The sequence below is a fragment of the Pseudarthrobacter sp. BIM B-2242 genome (genome assembly GCF_014764445.1).
Taxonomy (GTDB): domain Bacteria; phylum Actinomycetota; class Actinomycetes; order Actinomycetales; family Micrococcaceae; genus Arthrobacter; species Arthrobacter luteus_A.
The window spans coordinates 3,748,647-3,769,027 of the sequence record NZ_CP061721.1 but is presented as its reverse complement, the minus strand read 5'-3'; the positions used below and the strand labels follow the sequence as shown (position 1 = coordinate 3,769,027).

At 60.4% G+C, this 20,381-nt stretch carries 18 protein-coding genes; 1 reads left to right on the top strand and 17 read right to left on the bottom strand.

Features of this window, described 5'->3' with window-relative positions:
• Nucleotides 1-299 precede the first annotated feature (299 nt).
• Entirely contained in the window at nucleotides 300-1,295 is a 996-nt protein-coding gene (locus tag IDT60_RS17410) for a LacI family DNA-binding transcriptional regulator (RefSeq protein ID WP_255527064.1), read from the top strand.
• A 118-nt stretch (nucleotides 1,296-1,413) separates the two neighbouring features.
• On the opposite strand, the gene IDT60_RS17405 is transcribed toward IDT60_RS17410, so the two are convergent.
• The 17 genes from IDT60_RS17405 to IDT60_RS17325 form a co-directional block, all read right to left on the bottom strand.
• Nucleotides 1,414-1,656: a hypothetical protein gene (locus IDT60_RS17405; RefSeq protein WP_223883786.1), complete on the bottom strand. Its 243-nt coding sequence runs from the start codon at nucleotides 1,654-1,656 to the stop codon at nucleotides 1,414-1,416.
• Nucleotides 1,657-1,993: 337 nt separating this feature from the next.
• Nucleotides 1,994-2,317: a putative quinol monooxygenase gene (locus IDT60_RS17400; protein WP_191080000.1), complete on the bottom strand. Its 324-nt coding sequence runs from the start codon at nucleotides 2,315-2,317 to the stop codon at nucleotides 1,994-1,996.
• Nucleotides 2,318-2,455: 138 nt separating this feature from the next.
• Nucleotides 2,456-3,430 (bottom strand): carbohydrate kinase, encoded by a 975-nt coding sequence (locus IDT60_RS17395; protein ID WP_191079999.1) that lies wholly within the window; start codon nucleotides 3,428-3,430, stop codon nucleotides 2,456-2,458.
• Nucleotides 3,431-3,767: 337 nt separating this feature from the next.
• Nucleotides 3,768-4,859 carry a glycoside hydrolase family 172 protein gene (locus IDT60_RS17390; RefSeq protein WP_223883785.1) on the bottom strand — a complete coding sequence of 364 codons (1,092 nt, stop codon included), beginning with the start codon at nucleotides 4,857-4,859 and terminating at the stop codon, nucleotides 3,768-3,770.
• 43 nt (nucleotides 4,860-4,902) lie between these two features.
• On the bottom strand, nucleotides 4,903-5,790 hold the full coding sequence (locus tag IDT60_RS17385; protein ID WP_191079998.1) for a carbohydrate ABC transporter permease: 888 nt from the start codon (nucleotides 5,788-5,790) through the stop codon (nucleotides 4,903-4,905).
• Complete coding sequence (locus IDT60_RS17380) at nucleotides 5,787-6,692, bottom strand: carbohydrate ABC transporter permease (RefSeq protein ID WP_223883784.1); 906 nt, start codon at nucleotides 6,690-6,692, stop codon at nucleotides 5,787-5,789. The genes IDT60_RS17385 and IDT60_RS17380 overlap by 4 nt, the downstream gene beginning before the upstream one ends.
• 83 nt (nucleotides 6,693-6,775) lie before the next feature.
• Nucleotides 6,776-8,089: an ABC transporter substrate-binding protein gene (locus IDT60_RS17375; protein WP_191079997.1), complete on the bottom strand. Its 1,314-nt coding sequence runs from the start codon at nucleotides 8,087-8,089 to the stop codon at nucleotides 6,776-6,778.
• A gap of 94 nt (nucleotides 8,090-8,183) precedes the next feature.
• The gene (locus IDT60_RS17370; RefSeq protein WP_191079996.1) at nucleotides 8,184-9,218 is read right to left on the bottom strand and encodes a LacI family DNA-binding transcriptional regulator; all 1,035 of its coding nucleotides are present in this window, start codon (nucleotides 9,216-9,218) and stop codon (nucleotides 8,184-8,186) included.
• Nucleotides 9,219-9,951: 733 nt separating this feature from the next.
• Complete coding sequence (locus IDT60_RS17365; RefSeq protein ID WP_191082004.1) at nucleotides 9,952-11,301, bottom strand: hypothetical protein; 1,350 nt, start codon at nucleotides 11,299-11,301, stop codon at nucleotides 9,952-9,954.
• 100 nt (nucleotides 11,302-11,401) lie between these two features.
• Nucleotides 11,402-12,445, bottom strand: coding sequence for a ribose ABC transporter permease (locus tag IDT60_RS17360; protein ID WP_191079995.1), 1,044 nt, complete (start codon nucleotides 12,443-12,445; stop codon nucleotides 11,402-11,404).
• The gene (locus IDT60_RS17355; protein ID WP_191079994.1) at nucleotides 12,438-13,970 is read right to left on the bottom strand and encodes a sugar ABC transporter ATP-binding protein; all 1,533 of its coding nucleotides are present in this window, start codon (nucleotides 13,968-13,970) and stop codon (nucleotides 12,438-12,440) included. The genes IDT60_RS17360 and IDT60_RS17355 overlap by 8 nt, the downstream gene beginning before the upstream one ends.
• A 72-nt stretch (nucleotides 13,971-14,042) precedes the next feature.
• Nucleotides 14,043-15,005, bottom strand: coding sequence for an ABC transporter substrate-binding protein (locus tag IDT60_RS17350; protein WP_191079993.1), 963 nt, complete (start codon nucleotides 15,003-15,005; stop codon nucleotides 14,043-14,045).
• A gap of 265 nt (nucleotides 15,006-15,270) precedes the next feature.
• Nucleotides 15,271-16,326 carry a LacI family DNA-binding transcriptional regulator gene (locus tag IDT60_RS17345; RefSeq protein ID WP_191079992.1) on the bottom strand — a complete coding sequence of 352 codons (1,056 nt, stop codon included), beginning with the start codon at nucleotides 16,324-16,326 and terminating at the stop codon, nucleotides 15,271-15,273.
• Between the two features lie 827 nt (nucleotides 16,327-17,153).
• Nucleotides 17,154-17,288, bottom strand: coding sequence for a type II toxin-antitoxin system RelE/ParE family toxin (locus IDT60_RS17340; RefSeq protein WP_191079991.1), 135 nt, complete (start codon nucleotides 17,286-17,288; stop codon nucleotides 17,154-17,156).
• A 121-nt stretch (nucleotides 17,289-17,409) separates the two neighbouring features.
• The gene (locus IDT60_RS17335) at nucleotides 17,410-18,156 is read right to left on the bottom strand and encodes an ATP-binding protein (RefSeq protein ID WP_191079990.1); all 747 of its coding nucleotides are present in this window, start codon (nucleotides 18,154-18,156) and stop codon (nucleotides 17,410-17,412) included.
• Nucleotides 18,153-19,715 (bottom strand): IS21 family transposase, encoded by a 1,563-nt coding sequence (istA, locus tag IDT60_RS17330; protein ID WP_191079989.1) that lies wholly within the window; start codon nucleotides 19,713-19,715, stop codon nucleotides 18,153-18,155. The genes IDT60_RS17335 and istA overlap by 4 nt, the downstream gene beginning before the upstream one ends.
• 318 nt (nucleotides 19,716-20,033) lie before the next feature.
• A complete protein-coding gene (locus IDT60_RS17325) occupies nucleotides 20,034-20,309 on the bottom strand; it encodes a type II toxin-antitoxin system Phd/YefM family antitoxin (protein WP_142940294.1) in 276 nt (91 codons plus the stop codon).
• Nucleotides 20,310-20,381: the final 72 nt, after the last annotated feature.

The following is a 20,381-nucleotide window of genomic DNA, read 5'->3' as shown; positions in this document are numbered from 1 at the left end:
TTTAGGCATCGCCATTGATCTTCCTCTCAACTTTTATGGGGAGTATGACAACGTTGTCGCTACTCAGTCTTTAGAGTGATCTGTCTCACAGTCAAGTGTTGCCGTTTGACGTTCTAAGTTAGTGGCTTAAGAGTCTTAATAGAACGACATAATTGTAGATATCGTTGTCTTCCCGGCTTCGATTACTGTGTATGTATCCAGCTTTTTGCCAGTGAAAGGAGGGCGGAGACGTGCCTATGTCGTCCTCAGCCGGGAACGCGAGCACAGATGTAAAGCCTCAACGTCCCACGATCAAAGATGTGGCGGCACATGCCGGCGTTTCCCTTAAGACGGTGTCCCGCGTCGTTAATGAGGAAGCCGGGGTCAAAGCGAGCACCCGCAAAGCGGTGCTGGCCTCGATTGGGACACTCGGATTTCGCCGCAATGCTGCAGCGGCGGCGTTGCGGCATGGACAAACCTCCACTGTCGGGCTCGTCGTGAAGGACATTTCAGAACCCTTTCAGTCCTCCATCGCACGTGCCGTTGAACGCGTCGCGTCTGGCCGCGGTGCGCACCTTTTTGCTGCTTCATCCACCGATGATCCTGGACGGGAACGCCAGCTGACCTTCAGTCTCTCGTCGCGCCAGGTTGACGGGCTCATCATCATTCCCTCATCAACCGATCACGCTTACCTCGCACCGGAGATATCGTCGGGGCTTGCCGTGGTGTTCCTGGACTGTCCAGCACAGGGTTTGAATGCTGACACTGTATTGAGCGATAACCGGGCCGGAGCCCGCATGGGGGTTGAACATCTGATTCGCCATGGGCACCGCAAGATCACCTATATCGGGGAGTCCCCATCGTTTTACACGGGAGCGGAGCGGTTTGAGGGATACAAGGAAGCGCTGGACCGGCATGGGATCCCCGTGGACCCGGATCTTGTCGCCTTAGGAAATCCGGATTCTCCTCAGATCCGCTCCCATCTGCTTAAGATGCAGAGCCTGGCGTCTCCTCCGTCGGCCATGTTCACAGGGAACAGCGTGAGCACGCTTGCCACTTTACGGGCGTTGGCAACGACGTCACTGAAGGTCGCGCACGTAGCGTTCGACGACTTTGAACTCTTCGACCTGCTCACGCCGGGTATCACAGTCATTGCCCAGGACCCTGCCGGGCTCGGGACCGCTGCTGCCGAACTTCTCTTTCAGCGGATAGCCGGCGACACCGGCTCCCCCCGAACAATCCAGCTTCATACCCGCCTAATCGAACGGGGGTCAGGTGAGGTGACCCCGGCCGAACTCAGAAGTACCGGTCCCTAATCCGTGCAGAAGTATCGTAAGCGGTTAGCCGACCCGCACTTGGCGGAATCCTCGATGCTCGCGTCACGGTACTGGTGCAATGCCGGTCACCTCAGCAACTCAGCTGACTGAGCCCACCTCACGCTTGCGCAAAATCGCATTCCTGGATCTGGCCGAAGGGGATGTCCGCACTCAGGGCTACCGAAAATCGCCAGAAGTCGTGCCGGGTTACCAGAATCCCGAGGCGGGCGTCGATGGAAGCCAGAGTGCGGGCGGCGGACACGGCTCTGTCGAGTTTGCTGTCGCGCTCCTCAGGGGTTGCGACTACAAAGTCTGCAATGAGCCTTTCATCCTTCTTAAGCATGAGTTGCTGAATTGCCATGATTTTCCTTTCCTCGTAAAACTGGGCTCGGCCGAGGGCAGCAGGTGCGCGTCAGCCAACAGCACGGCGGCTTCGTCGTAACGCTTCTCTGGGACGATCTGAGCTGGCCCAGGGCTTCCTGGAAGCCGAAGTGCTGGATTTCGGTGCCTTTGAGCGCCAGCATGGTGCCCCGGAAGCTTTCCAGCACGGAGTCGATGGCGGCCACGCCCAGGAGGTTGTCCAGGAGGCGTCGCGTAGACGGAGGGGACGCTGCCGCGTTCAGTGCGGGGCAGTCGCCACTGGTGAGGATCCAATTCTCATGGCCTCACTCCTACTGAGGGTATGACGGGATAGGGTCTCAGAGTGGATTTAGCCATGTGAGTTGCGACCTGTCTTCAACGATCAGTGGACCGAGAGCTTGGTTGAACTTAGCGCCATAGCTCGCGTTGATATGCGCTTCGAAGGCAGCAGCGTCCGCGTATTCCTCATATACGAAGAATCGCTCGGGGCGTTCAGTTTCCCGATGTGTAACGAAGAGGACGTTGCCAGGTTCCTGGCGAACCTGTTGTGCCAGGTCTTTGAGGAGGCTCTGAACTATGTCGGCATTTCCCGGCAACGCAGTGAACTCGGCATAGAGAACCGGGCGGTCTTGCCCGGCAGGCATAATCGTCAATGGATCCATCTCCTTTTGATTTCTTGTCTTTTGGGTGGGGGCCGCTTGGTTTGCCGTTAGGCTTTCCCGCGGATCCCCTGGTCTAGGCGTGGGTCGGGTGGCATTTTCCGGAACCGGGAGATTGTCGGGAAGCGGCACTTTGTTGGCTTAGGCAGGAGCTGTTACCGTTCCTAGCTCGCCCAGCTGTGGAGGATTGGCCCCGGCACGCGAACATGTAATTCCAGATGCCCTTATCGCGTAGCGCAATACGGCGAGTAGCTGCTCCTGGTCAAGGTTCATAAGGTCCTCACGCTTAGATGGGCCAAGAAGATCCAGTTGGTTCAGGGCGGCGATCAGTGCGGCCATAAAAGAGTCACCTGCCCCTACGGTGTCTGCCACGACTATGGAATCTGCGGGCAGTTCGAGACGGAAGTGCCGGGTGAGGGCAACAGGTCCGTGAGCGCCCTTGGTAACGATGACAAGTGCTGGCCCTAGTTCCAGCCAGTGCTGCATGGCCAGGTCAATGCTCTTATCCGGGTACAGCCACTGGAGGTCCTCATCACTGGCCTTCACGATGTCGCTGATGCCGACAAAGTGCTCTGCCTGCTGCCGGGCGAAGCCCACGTCCTGGATGATACTTGGTCGGCAGTTGGGGTCGTAGCTGATGGTTGCCATGTCCTTGGCGTCGTGCAGCAGTGTGTAAGCCGTATGGGCACCCGGCATCAGCATTGTTGCGATGGAGCCGGTGTGCAGGTGGGAGGATGTTTCGAAGCTTGCCCATGCGGCAAGCGAGGCGCTGGAGAGGTCCCAGTCAAGGGAGAATTCGTAGCTGGCACTGCCATCGGGACCAAGGGTGGCTGTAGCTGTGGACGTGGGCGCAGTTCCACCGGTGACGATTTCCACGTCGTTGTGGGCCAGGTGGTCGAAAATTAACTGACCGTGGTCATCCTTGCCGACATGTGTCACGAGGCGCGTCTGCACTCCCAGTCGGGCGCAACCCACGGCAACGTTCAGGGGACTCCCACCGACGTAGTCGGCGATGGGGGAGCGTTGCTCTGACTGAATCCGATCGATGAGTGACTCTCCTATTACGGTGAGGACGTTGCCCCCTCGGTCGGGCTCGTACAGTCCTGGGAATGCCATGGTCGGGACAATCCTTCTTTGTTTGGCACAGCGGGATGAATTGTATGCGGCGTCCGGGTCGCCTACGCATGCGGCGAAAGTACCTCCCGTTTGCATGCGTTCTTATCGGCAGCCCGGGAGCCGGGGTAAGTTCCAGCGCAGTTTCGGAGCGAGAGCCGCTGGACGTGGCTGGGGGGAAAGCAGCTGCGAGCAAAACGCGGGAGTGAGTTGGACGGATGCGGCGACGATTATCGCCGCATCCGTCGAACAGGCGTTTAGGTCGTGCATGGCCAGGTCGGATGCCCGGGCGGACTGCAAATGAATACCTGTCCGGAAAACCTTCGCCTGGCCGGTTTTTTTACCTCGGCCAGCGTTGCTGGGCGCCGGGAAGCTGCGGAACCTGCTGGTTGACGCTGTCCTGGTACCAATACGCCGTCGTGGAGATGTCGTCACTGCGTTCGAACAGTCCTCCGTGGTCCCAAGTACCAATTTGCTGGACTGTCACACGCAGGCGCTCCTGGAAGTAAATGGGGTCCGGGATATGCCAGCGGTAGATGCCATGCATGGGAGGCATCCCTGGGTGGAAGGGCGCGGCCCTGGTCTGGTCAACGGTCTCGTGGAATGGGTACCCGAAATAGGGGGCGTTGAAGGTGAGGACTTTGGGGTCCGGGACGGTTCGCAGCTCGTCCTGGAATGCCCAGGCGCCGCCGGCATAATCTTCGAGGCCTGTGCTGCACAGGGTGGGGTAGTCGGTGTCGTCATCCACGTAGAACTTAACCTCTCCTTCGCCCCACCAGTACCGCTGCAGGGAAGCAAGGGCGACGTAGGTGCCGAGGTAGCTGCCGCGGCCCTGCACGCCGTCGAGAATGACGTGATCCTCGCCGTGCGGAAGATTGCCGTTTGATCGGCGCCATTGGGCGTGGAAGTACATCGCGTCTGCTACATCGTCCCCGACGGTGTAGTCGATTTGGTAGAAGAAGTGGGTGAGTTCTCCGCCGTGCTGATTCTCGATCGTAATGCGTGCCCCTTCGCGGAAAGGCATGGGTATGAAGCTGTTCATGCCACCGGTTGGAGCGACAACAATGGGCTCGGAGGTTACCAGCGCCCGCTGTGCAAAGCCGTTGCAGAAGAAGTCTCCCAAGGGGACCTCGACGCTCGGGATTTCTGAGTTGTCCCAGTACATCCGGAGGACCAGGTCGCGCAGGACGAACGGTCCGGCGTCGGTGCGGTGGTCAACGGTCAGCCAGATGTGGCGGATTACTCCGGGGCCTTCGATTTCGGCCAGCGTGGCTGTTTCCCCTGAAGGGATGTGGATCCAGGCGGATCCCTTGCGGCCGGGGCCGAGGTTGGAGGAGGCTTGTGCACCCTGACCTGGCATGCCGGTGAAGTTTTCGGCGTTGATGGAGCGGCTGCTGACGCCCGGGGGCATAGTGGCCCATTGGATGGTCACTTGGCGGGGTTCCTTTCGGTGGAATTTTCGTAGCCGGAATGGCTTACTTGACTGCTCCGGCTGCGACGCCACGCACGAGGGTGCGCTGGAAGAGCAGGAAGAAAACGAGGGTTGGCAGCAACGACAGGAGCGAGCCGGCGTTGAGGACGGTGATGTCGATGTTGTGTTGGCCGCGAAGTGTGGCCAGTGCAATGGGGATGGTCTGGGACGACTGGTCGGCGAGGAGTACGACGGGGATGTAGAACTCGTTCCAGGTCCAGATGAAGAAGAACACCACCAGGACGGCCAGGCTCGGTCGCAGGATGGGCACCAGTACCTTCCAGAGGATTTGCCACCGGCTGGCCCCGTCCAGCTGGGCTGCCTCGATCAGTTCTTTGGGGATGGCGCCCATGACGCTGGCCAGGAGGTATGTTCCGTATGCCGCTTGCAGGACGGAGAAGACAATGATGACGCTCCACACGGTGTTAAAGGTTCCCGTGGCTTGGGCGCCATAAAACAGCGGGTAGATCAGGGCTTCATGCGGGAGCATGGTGGCAACCAGCAGTACGGCCAGGACTATACCGTTGGCTTTTACGCGGCCCACTCCCAGCGGGTAGGCGCTCATGAGGGAGAGCACCACCGCTATCGCTGCCACGAGCAGTGAAATGATGACCGAGTTCCAGAAGGCCTGGCCGAAGTTGACCCTGCCCAGGTAGTTAACGAAGGCGTCTACTGAAAAGGATGTCGGCCAGCTCAGCGGACCGTTGCTTGAATAGTCCTGCGTGGATTTGAAGGCATTGAGGATGATCAGGCCAAAAGGCGCGAAAATCGCGATGCCCGCGATGACCGCCACGGCAAGCAGCACCCATTCGCTGGGCGTCCGGCGCTGAGCTCGGTTGTGCGCGGGCTTAGGCGTGAAACTCACTTTTTCCCGGGTTTGCGTAGTGCTCATTGTGCTTCCTGCCTGCGCTGCCACCACAGCATGAGCGCTGCAATGGCAAAAATAACAAGGGCCATGACGGTGGAGATGGCCGAGCCGTATCCCACCTGGGACAGTTCGAAGAAGTTGCGGTAGGCGTAGTAGGACGGGACGACGGTTGATCCTTCCGGACCGCCTCCTGTCAGGATCAGGATGGGGGCGAAGACTTTCAGCGCGGCCACGGTGGCTGTCAGCACGACGATGAAGATCTCGGGCCGGATAGTGGGCACGGAGATGGCCCGGAATTGGCGCCACTTGCCGGCACCATCCAAGGCAGCCGCCTCGTAAAGCTCGGGATCCACCCGGGACAGGGCCGCCATGAAGATGACCAGCGGGTAGCCGATCTGCAGCCAGATGAGCATCAGCATCACCGCATAAATGGCCAGGTCAGGGTTTCCCAGCCAGTCCGGCCCCTTCGCCCCAACTGACTGCAGAAAGGTGTTGATGGCGCCATTGGATGGGTCCAGGATCCAGCTCCACATGAAACCGGCGACGGCGATCGGCAGAATCTGGGGAAGGTAGTAGGTGGCACGAAGAAAGCTGGCGATCCTGGGACCGAAGCGTCGGCCGATTGTCTCGGTCAGCAACGCCGCCAGGAGGAGGCCGATGATGGTGGGGATCACGACGATGGCGATCACCATGAAGATTGAATTGCGGAGCGATGTCCAGAATTCGACGTCGGCGAACAAGGTGACGTAGTTGTCCAGACCGTTCCAGCGCATCGGTGCTGCCCCTCCTTTCCAGCGGAAAAGGGAGAAGTAGACATTGGTTCCAAAGGGGATACCGACCACGGCCAGGAAACCGATGAAGATCGGTATGAGGTATAGCCAGTAGCCGCTCGGTCGGCGCAATCGCGGCGCCAGTCCATTGCTCACGGCAAGGTTCCATTCGTTGAGGGGGATGAGGTGGTGTCCGGGACGGGGCACAGCTGGAGATGCTGCACCCCGTCCCGGGAGTGCTAGTTCTTCGTGCCCTTGTCATAGAACGCCTGCAGGGCGTCCAGGTACTCGGAGGCTGTTTCGTTCTTGTTCGACATAGCCTGCATGTGGTTCTGGATGAAATCCAAGAACCCGGGTACGGGGTAGTCCGGGTAGAAGGAAAGGGTGTCTGCCTTCACTAGTTCATTGAACTTTTCGGTCAGTTCCTTTGTCAGAGGGTCGGAAATGACATTGATGTCACCTGCCAGCGGCAGGCCGCCCTTCTCGCCGATGAGGTTCTGGACCTCAGGGCTGAGCGTGGTCTCGATCCAGTCATAGGCGAGTTCTTTGTTGTTGGACTTGGCGGGGACACCCCAAAGATGCCCGGAGGAGCCCATGGAGAGGTTGGCGCCAGGCATGATGAAGAAGCCCCAGTCGAACGCGGCGTCCTTCCGGATGCGAGCAAACATGCCGTTATTCCAAGGCAGCATCGCGGCCTTTTCCGAAAGGAAGTTCACTGTTGCCTGTTCGAAAGAGAGGCCACCCAGCTGGTCACCCACGTATCCCTTGTCGATCCACTGTTGGAAACGCTCCGTTCCGGACTTCCATGGGCCGGATTTGAAATCGACTGCGTCCCGGATGAACATGAAGTCGTCGATGTCTTTGCGGCTGGCTTCTGCAGAGACCAGCGAGTACCAGACCCACATCTGGTTGAAGCCCTGGCTTGTGCTGGCCGAGCTGGAGATGGGCACTTCGCCTGCCGCTTTCAACTTATCCATGGCGGCTTCGAAAGAGGCGAGATCGGTTGGCAGGTCGGTAATGCCGGCTTTCGCGAACTTTGCTTTGTTGTAGTAGAAGTACACGTATTCGCCGACATTCGGGATGCCGTACCAGTCGCCCGAGCCGGCTTTGCCTTCCTCGTCGTACTTGGCGAACGCGGCCATCGAACCGGAAACTTTCTTATCCCAGCCGAACTGGCTGACCGCGTCGTTGAGTGGCTCGAGCAGACCCTGGGACGCCAGCTGGCCGCCATCCGCGTTGCCTTTATTGAACTCAACCACGTCAGGAACGTCGTTACCGCTCAAGAGAATTTTGGCGTTCTGCCGGAAGGCATCGAAGCTTGTCTGCTGGACGTCAATGGTCACGTCCGGGTGCTTCGCCTTGAACAGCTCGACTGCCTTCTGCCAGCCCTGGCCCTGCGGCGTGGTGGGATCTTCGTACTGCAGAATTTTGAATGTTCCGCTACCGGATGACCCACCCTGCTGGCCGGCCGGGTTGCATGCTGTAAGTGCCAAGGCGCTGACGCTGAGCGCGCCAAGGCCAGCAAGGACCTGACGACGGGAAATTGCTCGCATGATGCGAACTCCTCTCTGAGTTGTTAGCCGATGCCCTTAAGGGCAGGACTGCATGTCCGTAGCAGTAAGCTCGGATTCTTTGTTTACAAAAGGGTTAAGCCCGTGGTGGCCCGACGGACGCACGTTCTACTAACGGGCAATGGGCAAGTTGTGAGACGACAGGGCCGGGTTCCCCGGCTTCCTGGCTGCGTTCGATGAGGCGCCTCGCTGCCCAGACGCCCATCTCATGGTGAGGCAACTGGACCGTCGTCAGCCCGGGCAGAAGGCTCTCGGCAACAAAGGCGTGGTTATCGAAGCCAACGATGGACAGGTCCTCGGGGATCCGCAGACCCAACTGCGCGGCGGCCTGGTAAACGCCGAAGGCCAATTTGTCCGAGAAACAGAACACAGCGGTAGGCCGATCTGACCTCGACAACAGTTCCAGTGCCGCCTCCTTACCGGCTGCGGCGGTGAGTTCCTTAGCGAGCACATGAAGAGAAGGGTCAGGCTCGATACCGGCGGTGCGCAAGGCTTCCTCGTAACCCTGCCTGCGCAACTTGGTCGCTACGTACCGCTTGTTGTCGAAGTTGCACATAGCGATGCGGCGGTGGCCTGCCTCGATGAGGTGCCGGGTGGCGGTAAAGGCGCCTCCCGTTTCATCCGGTACAACCCAATCCGACATGGTGGGGTCTTCGGGTCGACCGTCAAGGACCACTATGGGCAAAGACCGCGGCACACGTGGCAGCGTCACTATTGCGTGGTAGTCAGGCGCGACGATCAGACCTTCAATGTTCCGCTGAAGCAGCGCCTTTACAGCAGGAGCTTCGAGCCCGGTCATTCCTACCGTGTCAATGAGCATCAGTAGGTAACCGAATTCGGCAGCGACTGTTTGCGCGCCCGCGATCATCGGTCCTGCAAAAGGAGTAGAAGCCACCCCATCGGAAAGCAATCCGATAGTCAGCGAGTGCTTGGTCTTAAGGCCTCTGGCCAACAGGTTCGGGACATAGCCAAGTTCTTCGGCGACGGCTCTGATCCTTGCCGCAGCTTCTGCATTAACGCGGCCATCACTGCGGTCATTGAGGACGAGCGAGACGGCAGAGATGGATACACCGACTTCTTTTGCAATGTCCCTCAGGGTAACCAACGACATCGGTTCGCCCGCCTCCCTTCACAGCTTGTATCAATCGTTTGATCCTTCGGCATCAATCGTTTGATCTCGTGGTTCAAACGATTGATGTAACTGTGGATTCGTCAAACGCGTTGACGCAACAGCGTTATCAAAGCGTTATCTAACCTAAAGGACGAATGATGCTTCAGCTTTCATCCAGAAAGGCCCACCCCACGCGATATCCATTGGGACAGATGCGTTCAAAACTGCTGACGCTGCTGCTGATCAACATCGCCGAATACGGCCGCCCATGGATGGGTAACGGCCTTTCGGAAGGCCGTTGCTTTTTCTCACTGCATGGGACGGGGCTTCTCGCAGCTGCTCCTACTCGTCCCACTTAGGCGCCGATGCACCATATGTCTGCCTATCTGTATGGGGTTGGGTAGCCGACTGATACTTTGACCAGGCTCACCCCCGGAGACATCGTGTCACTTCGAGTGCCGGGAACGCAGAGTACGTCGGAACAGTGGGAGTCCAGCACAAGTGACGGACTCATTATCTGACGTGGCACCGTGTGGGGGAGACTCTCCACTTTCAACGACTTTTTATCCGTGCGTCTCCTGAGATGACATAGTTCGGGAGGCTAGCGAGATCCAGTCCGATATACGGCTGGCACAGCCGCATAGGCACCTCCGGAAAATGACGCAGACAGAGGCCAGCCCATCAACCAAGGAACCGTCAGGAACGTGGTTCGCGATAGCCAGCGGCGGCCGTTTTAGTCGGTGCGAACGGTGGGGGGAGTTTCCAGCTGGTCGGCTACATGCTGCCAGTTGTGGGTGAACATACCGTAGGCGGTTTTGATCTGGACGCCGACGGGGAGTTCTGGGCATTCATTCTCCCCGTTGGTGCCCCAGTTAACCCAGCCGGATTGACGGCGCTGGACAATCTGAAAGGCTCCAGAGGGTGCAGAGGTCCACCAGATCATGGCTCTGTCGAGTTCCGAATGGAATTCAGCGGTTTTGGACGCTGGTCCAGGGAAGATTGTTTCGTGTGGCATAACTGAGACGTTGACGGGGTCGTTTGCGATGGTCCATTTACGGTCGGGCAAGTCAGCGAGTACGTGTGAGCTCGCGCGGACCTGGGTGAGGCGATTGCGGATCTCATCGTTGTCAAGGGCACCCTCCCAGCTGCAGAACAGACGCCAGTACAGGTCCCAGTGGGCGGATTCAATATCGCCGGTCAGTTGGCGGCGGAATTCTCGGAACTTCGTCGTGTCTGAGGTGGAGGTCACGATGGTTTCATCCACCATTTTTGCGAGTTCGGCAGCGTACGGATCCCCAGAGCGGTACCGGGTGCCTCCGTATGCTTCAAAGCGGTCAAATACCACCTCGCCCTGGCCGGCCTCGAATTCGTCACCGACGGTGATCTTGTTGGTTATTGAGCGGCCGTTGATGACGGTCTGAAAGTCGTCTACCCGGTAGCTGCGCGTGAAGTAGGGCGTGCCGTGAGTGAACTTCCAGTCGATGGAAAAGGTCTTTCCCTTGAGTTCCTCGAGAATGCCGTCAGGAACGGTACCGTGCATCCGGTAGTGGTGCAGGATAGGGCCGTGTTCAATTGTTTCGATTTCGACGGTCGTGTGCTCGGGCGGGTTGATGAGACCGTTTTCTGGTGTGAAGAAAGGGCCGTAGAAGCCGCCGATGGCGTTGTTGCCGGAGGGCAGCAGGTCGATGCCTTCCTTCAGGGTGGCGAAATGGCGCAGTCCCCATTTTGAAGAGCCTGTGCCCTCGGCTGTCCCCGAGCACATTTCGAGGTCGAAGTATCCGGTATCGAGGCGAACGAAGGCATCAGGTTCAACAGGTTCCAGTTCGGTGATCCCTTCGGCGTGTCCGGTGAGGGGTGCGGCAAGGGTGAATTCCATGCTTCCTTCGAAGCTCGCGACGGTGATGAAACTGGTCTTGCCGGGTGTGGACTGGGCTTGCAGCCGTTGGCAGGTGAGGGTCTCTCCAGTACTGGTGGTTGCTGTCCAGACGTTTTCCTTTAGGTCGGCGTCGACGGCGAAGGTCACGGGTTCGTTGCTCCGGTGACCGGGAAGCGTGTCAGTCAGGACGATGGTGGGCAATGCCACGGGCTTTCCTCTCAGTTTTTTTGGCATGGGGCTGCTGCGGACCACTTCCGGAAGCTGGCCTGGTTGCCGATGAAATGCGTGCCGGTTATCGGGTGTGCCGCTAGGGCGTCTGGGCTGTGATGGCCCTGGACCATGGCAGTCGGAGCGTTCGTTGTTTGAGGCTGTCGATTGCCACCGCGAGGATGATGACGAGGCCTTTGATCAGCAGCTGGGTGAAGAACTGGACGTTCATCAGGATCAGGCCCGTGCTCAGGACCCCGAGAATGATGGAGCCGATGAGCGTTCCATAGATCCGGCCCCGTCCGCCGATAAGACTGGTGCCGCCCAGGACGACTGCGGCGATGGCGTCGAGCTCGTAGCCGGTGCCGGCTGTGGGCTGGGCCGAGACGACGCGGGCGGAGAAGATGACGCCGGCGAGTCCTGCGCAGACTCCGGCAATGACATACACGGACGTGATGACGCGCTTGACGTTGATGCCTGCGAGTCTGGCGGCCTCCGCGTTGCCCCCGACGGCGTAGACATGCCGACCGTAACGGGTGCGCTCCAGGACGAACCACGCAGCGACATAGACGATGATCATGATCACCACCGGCACCGGTATGCCTGCCAGGTATCCGTTGCCGATGTCCCGGAAATTGAGTGTGTTGGAAACGATGGGTTGTCCATCGGTCATGGTGTACGCCAAGCCCCGAAGGAAGGTCATCGTACCGAGGGTAACGATGAAAGCGGCCAGGGAGAGGTAGGCGCTGAGCATACCGTTGATCAGTCCGGCGGCTGCGCCCGTGAGGACACCGACGAGGATCGCGATCGGTGCTGGCAGTCCTGCGATGCCTGCCATGACCGATGAGACTCCGGCGACGGCCAGGATGGAACCAACGGAGAGGTCGATTCCGGCGGCGAGAATGACGAACGTCATTCCGGCGGCGAGAATCGCGTTGATCGAAATGGACCGGGCAATGTTGAGCAGATTGTTGACGCTGGCGAAGTTCGGGGCGATGACTATCATCAGCGCCACGAGGGCGATCAGTACCACGAGGATGCCGACGCGGTCCCACCAGTAGGCGAAGTCGAAGCCACGGCTGGGCGGAGGTACCGCTTCTGGCCGGACGTCCGCGCCCTGGGGGTTGAGAGCCTTGTTAGTCATTGAATTCTCCGTTTGTACGTGTTGCTGTACCGGTGGCGTGGGACATGACGTCCTCTTCGCTGGCGGTGCGTGAGTTTAGTTCGTGCACGATCCGGCCCGAGCGCATCACGAGGACACGGTCACTGATGCCGATCGCTTCGGGCAGGTCAGATGAGATGACCAGGATGGCCTTGCCGGCCTTGGCAAGGTCGTTGATGACCTCGTAGATTTCGCTCTTTGCTCCGATATCCACGCCCCGGGTGGGCTCGTCGAGTATCAGCACGTCGGACTGTCGCATCAGCCAGCGGGCCAGCACTGCTTTTTGCTGGTTGCCGCCCGAAAGTGCACTGACCGGCAGCCGCAGGGCGTTTTGCCTGAGATGCAGGCGTTCCATCTGCTTTCGCACGGCCGCCCGGATCCTGGACCGTTGGAGCACGCCTACGGTGACGTGATTACCCAGGGAGCTGACCGCGATGTTGTCCTCGACCGTGTGGGAGACAAACAATGCCTGGTCTTTGCGGTCTTCGGGAACCATGGCGATTCCATGAGCGATCGCCTGAGCCGGGCTGGAGGCGGTTGCGGCCCTGCCTTGGACGGTGACTTTTCCGCCGCGGGATTGGTCGGCACCGAAAATCATCCGGGCCGTTTCTGTGCGGCCGGCCCCAATGAGCCCGGAAAGGGCGACGACCTCGCCTGAGCGGACGTGGAAGCTGACTGGTCCGATGGCGCCTCCGTCGGTGAGGTCTTTGACATCCAACATGACCTCTCCCGGGCTGTGCCGGTCGTGATGGTACAGGTCCTCGAGATCGCGTCCCACCATCATCCGCACGACGTCAGGAGGGCTGATTTCGTTCTTTTCCCGGGTGCCGACGTACGCCCCGTCACGGAAAACGGTGACGCGGTCGGCGAGTTCCCAGACCTCTTCCATCCGATGGGAGATGTAAACGAGCCCGACACCGGCGGCGCGCAGTTCGTTGATGATGGCGAACAGGTGGAGCGTTTCGGTCCGGGAGAGAGCCGCCGTTGGTTCGTCGAGTACCAAGATCCTGGCATCTTCGCTGACGGCCCGGGCAATTTCAACCATCTGTTGCATGCCGACGCTGAGCTGGCCGAGCTCGGTTCGCGGGTCGATTCGGGCGCCGACTCTGGCGAGCTTTTCCCGGGCCTGGGTGGTCATGGCCCGCCGGTCCAACGATCCGACTCTGGTGGAGGGCTCGCGGCCCAGGGCAAGGTTTTCGGCAACTGTCATCGCCGGGACCGTGTTCAATTCCTGGTGGATGATAGCGATCCCGTGGGAAACGGCTTCCTGCGGGGTGCGGATCTCGACTTCGGTGCCGTCCATCACGATACGCCCGGAGTCACGGGCGACGTTACCGGCCAGGACCTTCATCAGGGTGGATTTTCCGGCACCGTTCTCACCCATCAGGGCGTGTACCTCACCGGGACGCAGGTCGAAGTGGACATTGTTGAGCGCGAGTGTGGCGCCGAACCGTTTTGTGATTCCTTCCAGTTGGAGTAGAGGCAGCGGGGTGGGTGTTGTGGTCATGGTGGCCTATTTTCGGTCCGGTCGTGTGGGGCGGCAGCAGCGGCAGCGTGCCCCACACAGCAGTGGTGGGCCTTACCAGCCCTTGTATTGGCTGACGTTCTCCCGGGTCACGAGCTCGCTCGGGATCAGCACCGTAGTTTCTGCCGGGGGTTTGTTGTCAATGATGTCCTGGGCGATCTCGACTGCCTTACGGACCATCTCGGCTGGGTTCTGCGTCGCCGTTCCGATGAAGGGGGAGCCGGCCTGCTTGAGTTCGGCCACAGCCTCCGGGCTGCCGTCGACACCGGTGACCTTCACCGTGTCGCTCTTTTTGGCCTGCTGGACGGCCAGGACCGCACCTAGGGCGGACGGGTCGTTCATGCCGAAGATTCCCTGCACGTCAGGGGTGGCCGTGAGCATGTCGGTGGTTACGGCGAGGCCGGAGGCGCGGTCGTTCTTTGAAGCCTGCTGCCCAACGACTTTGATGTCAGGAAATTGCTTCACGACGTTGTTACAGCCGGTGATCCGGTCCCGGATCGTCTGGAGCGGGGTCCCGTCCACCATGAGAATGTTGCCCTTTCCACCCATCTGCTCGAACAGGTACTGGCAGGATTTTTCGCCGGCCTGGACGGCGTCGGTCATCACAACAGCGTCGGCGCTCTTGGCTGGGGTATCGACTGCGATGACAATAATTCCTGCCTGCTTCGCCCGTTCAATCGCCGGCTGGATACCGTTTTCGTCCACAGCGCTGATGACGATCAGGTTCACGCCTTGCTGGATGAACGTGTCGATCTGGGTGTTCTGATTTGCCAGGTCAAGCTGCGCGTCTTGGGTGTTGGAGGTGGCGCCGATCTTCGCGGCTGCTTCCTTCGCCCCTTTGTCCATGGCCGAGAAGAACGGGTTGGACATGTCCTGGACCATGAGCCCGATCTTCTCGATCTTCGTGGGCTTGCTGGTAGCTGGCTGAGTGTCGCCTGAGCTGCAGGCCGTCATGCTGAACGCGGCCAGTGTTGCGGTGGCGGCGATAACTGCCGTCTTTTTAGCGAGTTGATTCATTTTCGGATCTCCTTTGAACCGGAACAAGATGCGGCCGGTGGGGCCGTCCGTGTCCGTGGAATATGAGGGGATGAGACTTGATGGTGCGCCGGCTCGCCCAAGGTGGCTACCGGCTTCATTCGTATGGCCCATTCATGTGACGATCCTCTAGGGGATTCGTCAGCGGTGGGCCTGACTTTGCCGGTACCGGGGCCGACTGGGAAAGCAAGCTGTGACTGGGTCGGTGAGCCGGAGTTGTCAGAGGAAGTAGGTGGACGAGGCGAGGTCAGCACCCGCAGGACCGTCGCACGATCAGGTCCGCGCTCACCTCCCTGCGGTCCTCGGGACGGTAGTCCGGCACCGGAGCCTGACCGCGCCGTTCGGCATCGAGCTGTCCGTCCAGGATCCGGGTCAATATCTGTGCTGCCAGAACTCCGATTGACTCGCTGTCCTCATCCACCACAGTGAGCGGCGGATCCAGTAACGGCGCCCAGGCAAATTCGTCAAACGCGATAAGTGCCACTTCATCGGGGACAGCGGTTCCGCGTTCCTGGAGCACAGTGAGGACACCGTGGAGCAGTGGGTTGTTTCCCGCGATGATGGCTCTGGGCAGTGCCCGCCCGGAGCTGTCAAGATAAGCAGACAGCGCGTGTTGGGCCGAGTCGGAGTCGTTTTCAGTCTCCAGCACCTGAAGTTCGGCCCCGTGCTTGATAGCCGCATCGCGGAGCCCGCGCTCCCGCTCCGCACGTGTGGACCATCTGCCCGGATAGGCCAGAAACAACCAATCCGTGTGACCGTGCTGGGCCAGGTGGGCCCCAGCTTTCATGCTCGCGGCGTAGTTGTCCGTCAGAATGCTCGGCACACGGGTAGCGGCCTCAGGCGGTGCCGAATCCACGAAAACCACGGGGATGTCCCAGCGTTCCAAGAGCCTGATGTTCTGCGTGCTCAGCGTCAGAGTTGTGATGATGCCGGCCGTGCGCGACTGGATCAAATCCTGAATTGTGGCATCCTCAACCTCGGCCGTGTAGACGCCCTCCGCGGCAATGTCTGCTACAACGGCGTTGCGGTTGGAGGCACGCAGCACCCTCTGGATGCCCTTCATCAGGTCCAGATAGTAATAATTAGACGTGCTTGCCGTGATGACTGCGATCGAACTGCGCGTGTTCTTGCGGAGTTCCTGCGCGGCACGGTTCGGAACGTAGCCAAGCTCCCGAGCCGCTTCCAAGACCAGCTTCCGGCTCGCAGCAGAGACATCGGCTCCATTGCTCAAGGCCCGGGAAACCGTATATGAAGACAGGCCGGTGGCTTCGCTCAGGTCCCGCAACGTGGGTTTCTTTGCCATCTGCCGCCTCCTTCCTAATCGTTTAGGCCAGTGGCTCAGCGAGTCTTCTGTGGATTACCTAAAGGATTAGGCTCAACGGTACTGTGACCCCGGGCACACGTCAAGAGGCAGGTGAAGATAACCTTGAAGAAGCTCCAGTCGACCGGATACTGCCCGGCTCCGACGTGTAAAGGTCGAGGACGGATAGCAGCGAACAACCTACTGTGCCAGCACCCTCGGAATAGGATGTGCGCAGACAGGGTCCGGCGAGGGGCGATCGGAACTGCCGTCTCGGCCCCGGCCGGGGCTTGACCTGCATTTAGCCATAAAAGCCCCTAAGCCGCCCTGGACGCATTCTGTGTGCGGAGCGGCGCAAAGAAGCGGCCAGCCGGAACATCCCACCAAAAACCAGGCGATAGATGCGCGTTCTGAACGCGAAATTTGGGTCCAAAGGCCACAAGGAAGCTATCCGGCACCACTGTCCGCTCGCAACGTAGTTGTCAGTAGCGACGTGGGAACTGACAGATTAGATGAGAACAATTTGGCAGATTCTTTCTCATCCATGTTGTCAGTTCCGTAAATGCGTTGACGGGTCCAGAAGATGTCCTACGGACTACTCCCTCGGCAGGGACCTCAAAGCCTCCATGAAACCACGCTGACAACTTAACTGAGAATCGCCCGGAATCCGTTAACTGACATGTTGAATGAGAAAACTGACAACTGGAACGAGAAGGGACAACCACCCCTTTTGCGGGCACTCCCCGTCCAATTTAACCGCCGATAATGGACCTTTCGTCAGCCTGAGCTGGGGGAGAGGCCCCCAGCTGGCACATCTTTCCTTGAAGTTGCTAACGCGGCTTGTGTACGTCGGATCGGTGTTCGATGCGGTGGACATACAGGATGTGCTCTTCGACGTCGAGGGTGAACAGCACGCGATAGTCACCGCGGCGTGCGGTGCGCAGGCCGCGGAGTTCGTTCGTCAAGGGTTCACTGAGTATTTGAAGGTTTGGAAGCCACTCGATATTGCCTTTCGGGGCCAGTGATATTGCCGGTGGGGGCCGGTGGCCGGGGTTGTGGGGGCCACCGGCCCCCACCGACGTTTTCTTACTGCTTCATGGTGGCGTGTTGGCGCATGTTGTGGTTGCCGGTATCGACCCAGATGGTGTTGTGCACGATGCGGTCCATGATCGCATCGGCGTGGACCCCGGAGCCGAGCCGTTGGTGCCAGTCTTTCTTGGCGTACTGGGTGCAGAACACGGTCGATGCCGTGTCGTACCGGCGCTCCAGTAACTCCAGGAGCATGCTGCGCATGCCCTCGTCGGGGTGGTCGAGAAGCCATTCGTCGATCACGAGCAGGGTGAAGGCCGCGTACTTGTTCAGGAATTTAGTCTGCCCCTGGGGCTTGTCCTTCGCCAGCGCCCAGGCTTCCTCAAGGTCGGGCATGCGGACGTAGTGGGCCCGGATCCGGTGCTGGCAGGCCTGCTTGGCCAGTGCGCACCCCAGGTAGGATTTCCCGGATCCGGTGAATCCCTGAAACACGACGTTCTGCTGCCGTTCGATGAACGAACACGTGCCGAGCTGGGCGATCACGTTCCGATCCAGGCCACGCTCGTCCACGAGGTCGAGCCGGCGCAGATCCGCGCCCGGGTAGCGTAGCCCGGCCCGCCGGATCAGTCCCTCGACCTTGGCGTGGTTGAACCCGGAGTGGGCCTCGTCGACGACCAGGCGGAGCCGTTCCTCGAAGGCCATGCCGAGCACGAGCGTCTCGTCCTGGGCCTCGAGCGCTTCCAGCATCGGGGAGGCGCCCATCTCACGGAGCTTGCGTTTGGTCTCGAGATCGATCCCGCTCACTTGGCACCCCCTGCGTAGTATTCGGCGCCGCGCACGTATCCGCCGTGTTCGGCGGGTTCATCCCGTGGTGGTCTGAGACCGGCGGCCTTGTCCTGCTCTGTGGCCAGGATCGGCTGCAGGTGCGCATACCGCGGGGACCGCACCCGGCCTGCCAACGCGAGCCGACAGGCTGCCTCGAGGCGTTCGGCGGAGTAGCGCCGGGAGAGCCGCAGCACGGCCAGTGCTGCGTCCAGGCCCTGCTCGTCGACCGGGACGGACTCGAAGATCCGGTTGACCACGGTCACCGCCGCCGGGCCGATCCGTCCGGCCCACTCCCGCACCCGGAGCGCATCCCATTGCCGGTACTTCTCGCCGGCGGGCAGGTCGGCGTCGTTGGTGCGGTATTCATTGGCCGCGCCCTCGGGCAGCAGCAGGTGGCTGGTCAGCCGTTCGGTGCCCCGGTAGGCCTGAATTACCCGATCGGTGATCCGCAGGTCCACCGTGGTGCCGACATGGGCGAAGGGCACCGAATAGTAGTTCCGCTCCCAGACCACGTGCCCGTTCCGGCCCACCCGGCGCCCGTAGACCCACCTGCTGATCTCGTAGGCAACCGCCGGCAATCCCGTCAGCAGGGGCTGTTCCTCGGCTGCGAACACACTGGCCCTGGACCCGGGCCGCTTCTGGAACAGCTCCGCGTTGTAGGCCGCCACGCGCTCGATGATGGCGGCCCTGAGCTCCGTCAACGACGTGAATTGCCGTTGGCGCAGCCCGGCGATGACCCAGGTAGCCACGTGGGCGACCGTGTTTTCCACGCTGGCTTTGTCCTTCGGCGCCCTGACACGTCCGGGCAGCACCGCCGCCGAGTAGTGCGCCGCCATCTCGCGGTAGGCGTCGTTGAGCACGACCTCGCCCTCGCGGGGATGCTTGATGACCCCGGTCTTCAGATTGTCCGGCACGATCCGCGGCACCGACCCGGTGAAGGCCTCGAACATCGCCACGTGGGCCCGCAGCCAGGTGTCTTGCTTCATGTCCAGAGCGGGTTCGACGAACGCGTACCGGCTGAAAGGCAGGCACGCCACGAACAGATATACGGTCCTGGCCTTGCCCGTGACCGGATCGGTTAACTGCATTGTCGGCCCCGACCAGTCGACCTCCACCGTTTGCCCGGCCTTGTGTCCGACCCTCGATGCCACTCCCGTTACCAGCACGTGCCGCTGGTAGGTCCTGCAGAAACGGTCATAGCCCATCACCGGCTCACCGGCAGCGGCGCATGAATCGGCGTACTCGCCATGCAGCAGCTTCAGCGTCACCCCGACCCGGGCCATCTCCCGATGCACCTGGTCCCAGTCCGGCTGCGCGAACACGCTTTGATGCTCACCGCGCCCCGGGAACAACCGGGCATACACCTCCCTGTCAGAGCTGTCGGCGATCTCGTCCCACACCACCCCGGCCGCGTCGGCTGCCTCCAGCACCGCCGTGATGCTCTTCCGGGACATTCCCTGCGACGCTGCGATTGCCCGGCCCGACAGGCCCTCGGCGCGCAACTGCAACACCAGCTTCGCCCTGATCTTCCGTACCATTACTGATTACTCCTTCCGCCGTGCGCCCTATACACACGACGGAAGGAGCCTAAGCCGGGGTGGCCCCCAACGACGCCACCGCCCGGCTCCCAAGACCGCTACTGCGCGCTCTGGCCACCGGCCCCCAAACACGCGACGGGTGGACCCCAAAAGAGCGAATATTCAGTTCACTCAGTCGGTAAGGGTTATCGGCGAGGATGCCGGTGACGAATTCGACGATTGCTGCCGCTGCCTTCTCCGGTAACCGCCGAAAACCCTTCAACGCGGGGCTGGTAACTTCGACCTTCCATGGCGCATGACCGGCGGTCTGTGCATCAGTCACCGCGGCGGCAGCCCGAATTCGCGGCGGAGGTCATCACCGCTGGTCGTGTTGCCGTCCGCAATGTCGCGCCGGGCCTGGTCCAGATCTTCGCGGATGCCAGGCTGGGAAAGCCAGTGAATTGTTTCCTGCAGCGACTCAAGGTCCGCCGCGGACATCAGCACTGCCGACGGGTGACCGTGGCGGGTGATCTGGATGATCTCGTGGGTCTTGTCAGCTTCCTCCACCAGGGCGGAAAGCTTGTCCTTTGCTTCGCTGAGCGGTACCGTTCTCATGGCACAACTTTAGCCGAAACTCAGGCTAGTCAGTAGCCCAACTTTTAGCCGATAATAGGTATTCCGTCAAGC

Excerpts from the sequence above, each read along its gene's own strand:
- IDT60_RS17405 (WP_223883786.1), bottom strand. The coding sequence starts at position 1,656 with ATGGCAATTCAGCAACTCATGCTTAAGAAGGATGAAAGGCTCATTGCA.
- IDT60_RS17400 (WP_191080000.1), bottom strand. The coding sequence starts at position 2,317 with ATGGATCCATTGACGATTATGCCTGCCGGGCAAGACCGCCCGGTTCTC.
- IDT60_RS17395 (WP_191079999.1), bottom strand. The coding sequence starts at position 3,430 with ATGGCATTCCCAGGACTGTACGAGCCCGACCGAGGGGGCAACGTCCTC.
- IDT60_RS17385 (WP_191079998.1), bottom strand. The coding sequence starts at position 5,790 with ATGAGCACTACGCAAACCCGGGAAAAAGTGAGTTTCACGCCTAAGCCC.
- IDT60_RS17375 (WP_191079997.1), bottom strand. The coding sequence starts at position 8,089 with ATGCGAGCAATTTCCCGTCGTCAGGTCCTTGCTGGCCTTGGCGCGCTC.
- IDT60_RS17370 (WP_191079996.1), bottom strand. The coding sequence starts at position 9,218 with ATGTCGTTGGTTACCCTGAGGGACATTGCAAAAGAAGTCGGTGTATCC.
- IDT60_RS17360 (WP_191079995.1), bottom strand. The coding sequence starts at position 12,445 with ATGACTAACAAGGCTCTCAACCCCCAGGGCGCGGACGTCCGGCCAGAA.
- IDT60_RS17355 (WP_191079994.1), bottom strand. The coding sequence starts at position 13,970 with ATGACCACAACACCCACCCCGCTGCCTCTACTCCAACTGGAAGGAATC.
- IDT60_RS17350 (WP_191079993.1), bottom strand. The coding sequence starts at position 15,005 with ATGAATCAACTCGCTAAAAAGACGGCAGTTATCGCCGCCACCGCAACA.
- IDT60_RS17345 (WP_191079992.1), bottom strand. The coding sequence starts at position 16,326 with ATGGCAAAGAAACCCACGTTGCGGGACCTGAGCGAAGCCACCGGCCTG.
- istA (WP_191079989.1), bottom strand. The coding sequence starts at position 19,715 with ATGGTACGGAAGATCAGGGCGAAGCTGGTGTTGCAGTTGCGCGCCGAG.
- IDT60_RS17325 (WP_142940294.1), bottom strand. The coding sequence starts at position 20,309 with ATGAGAACGGTACCGCTCAGCGAAGCAAAGGACAAGCTTTCCGCCCTG.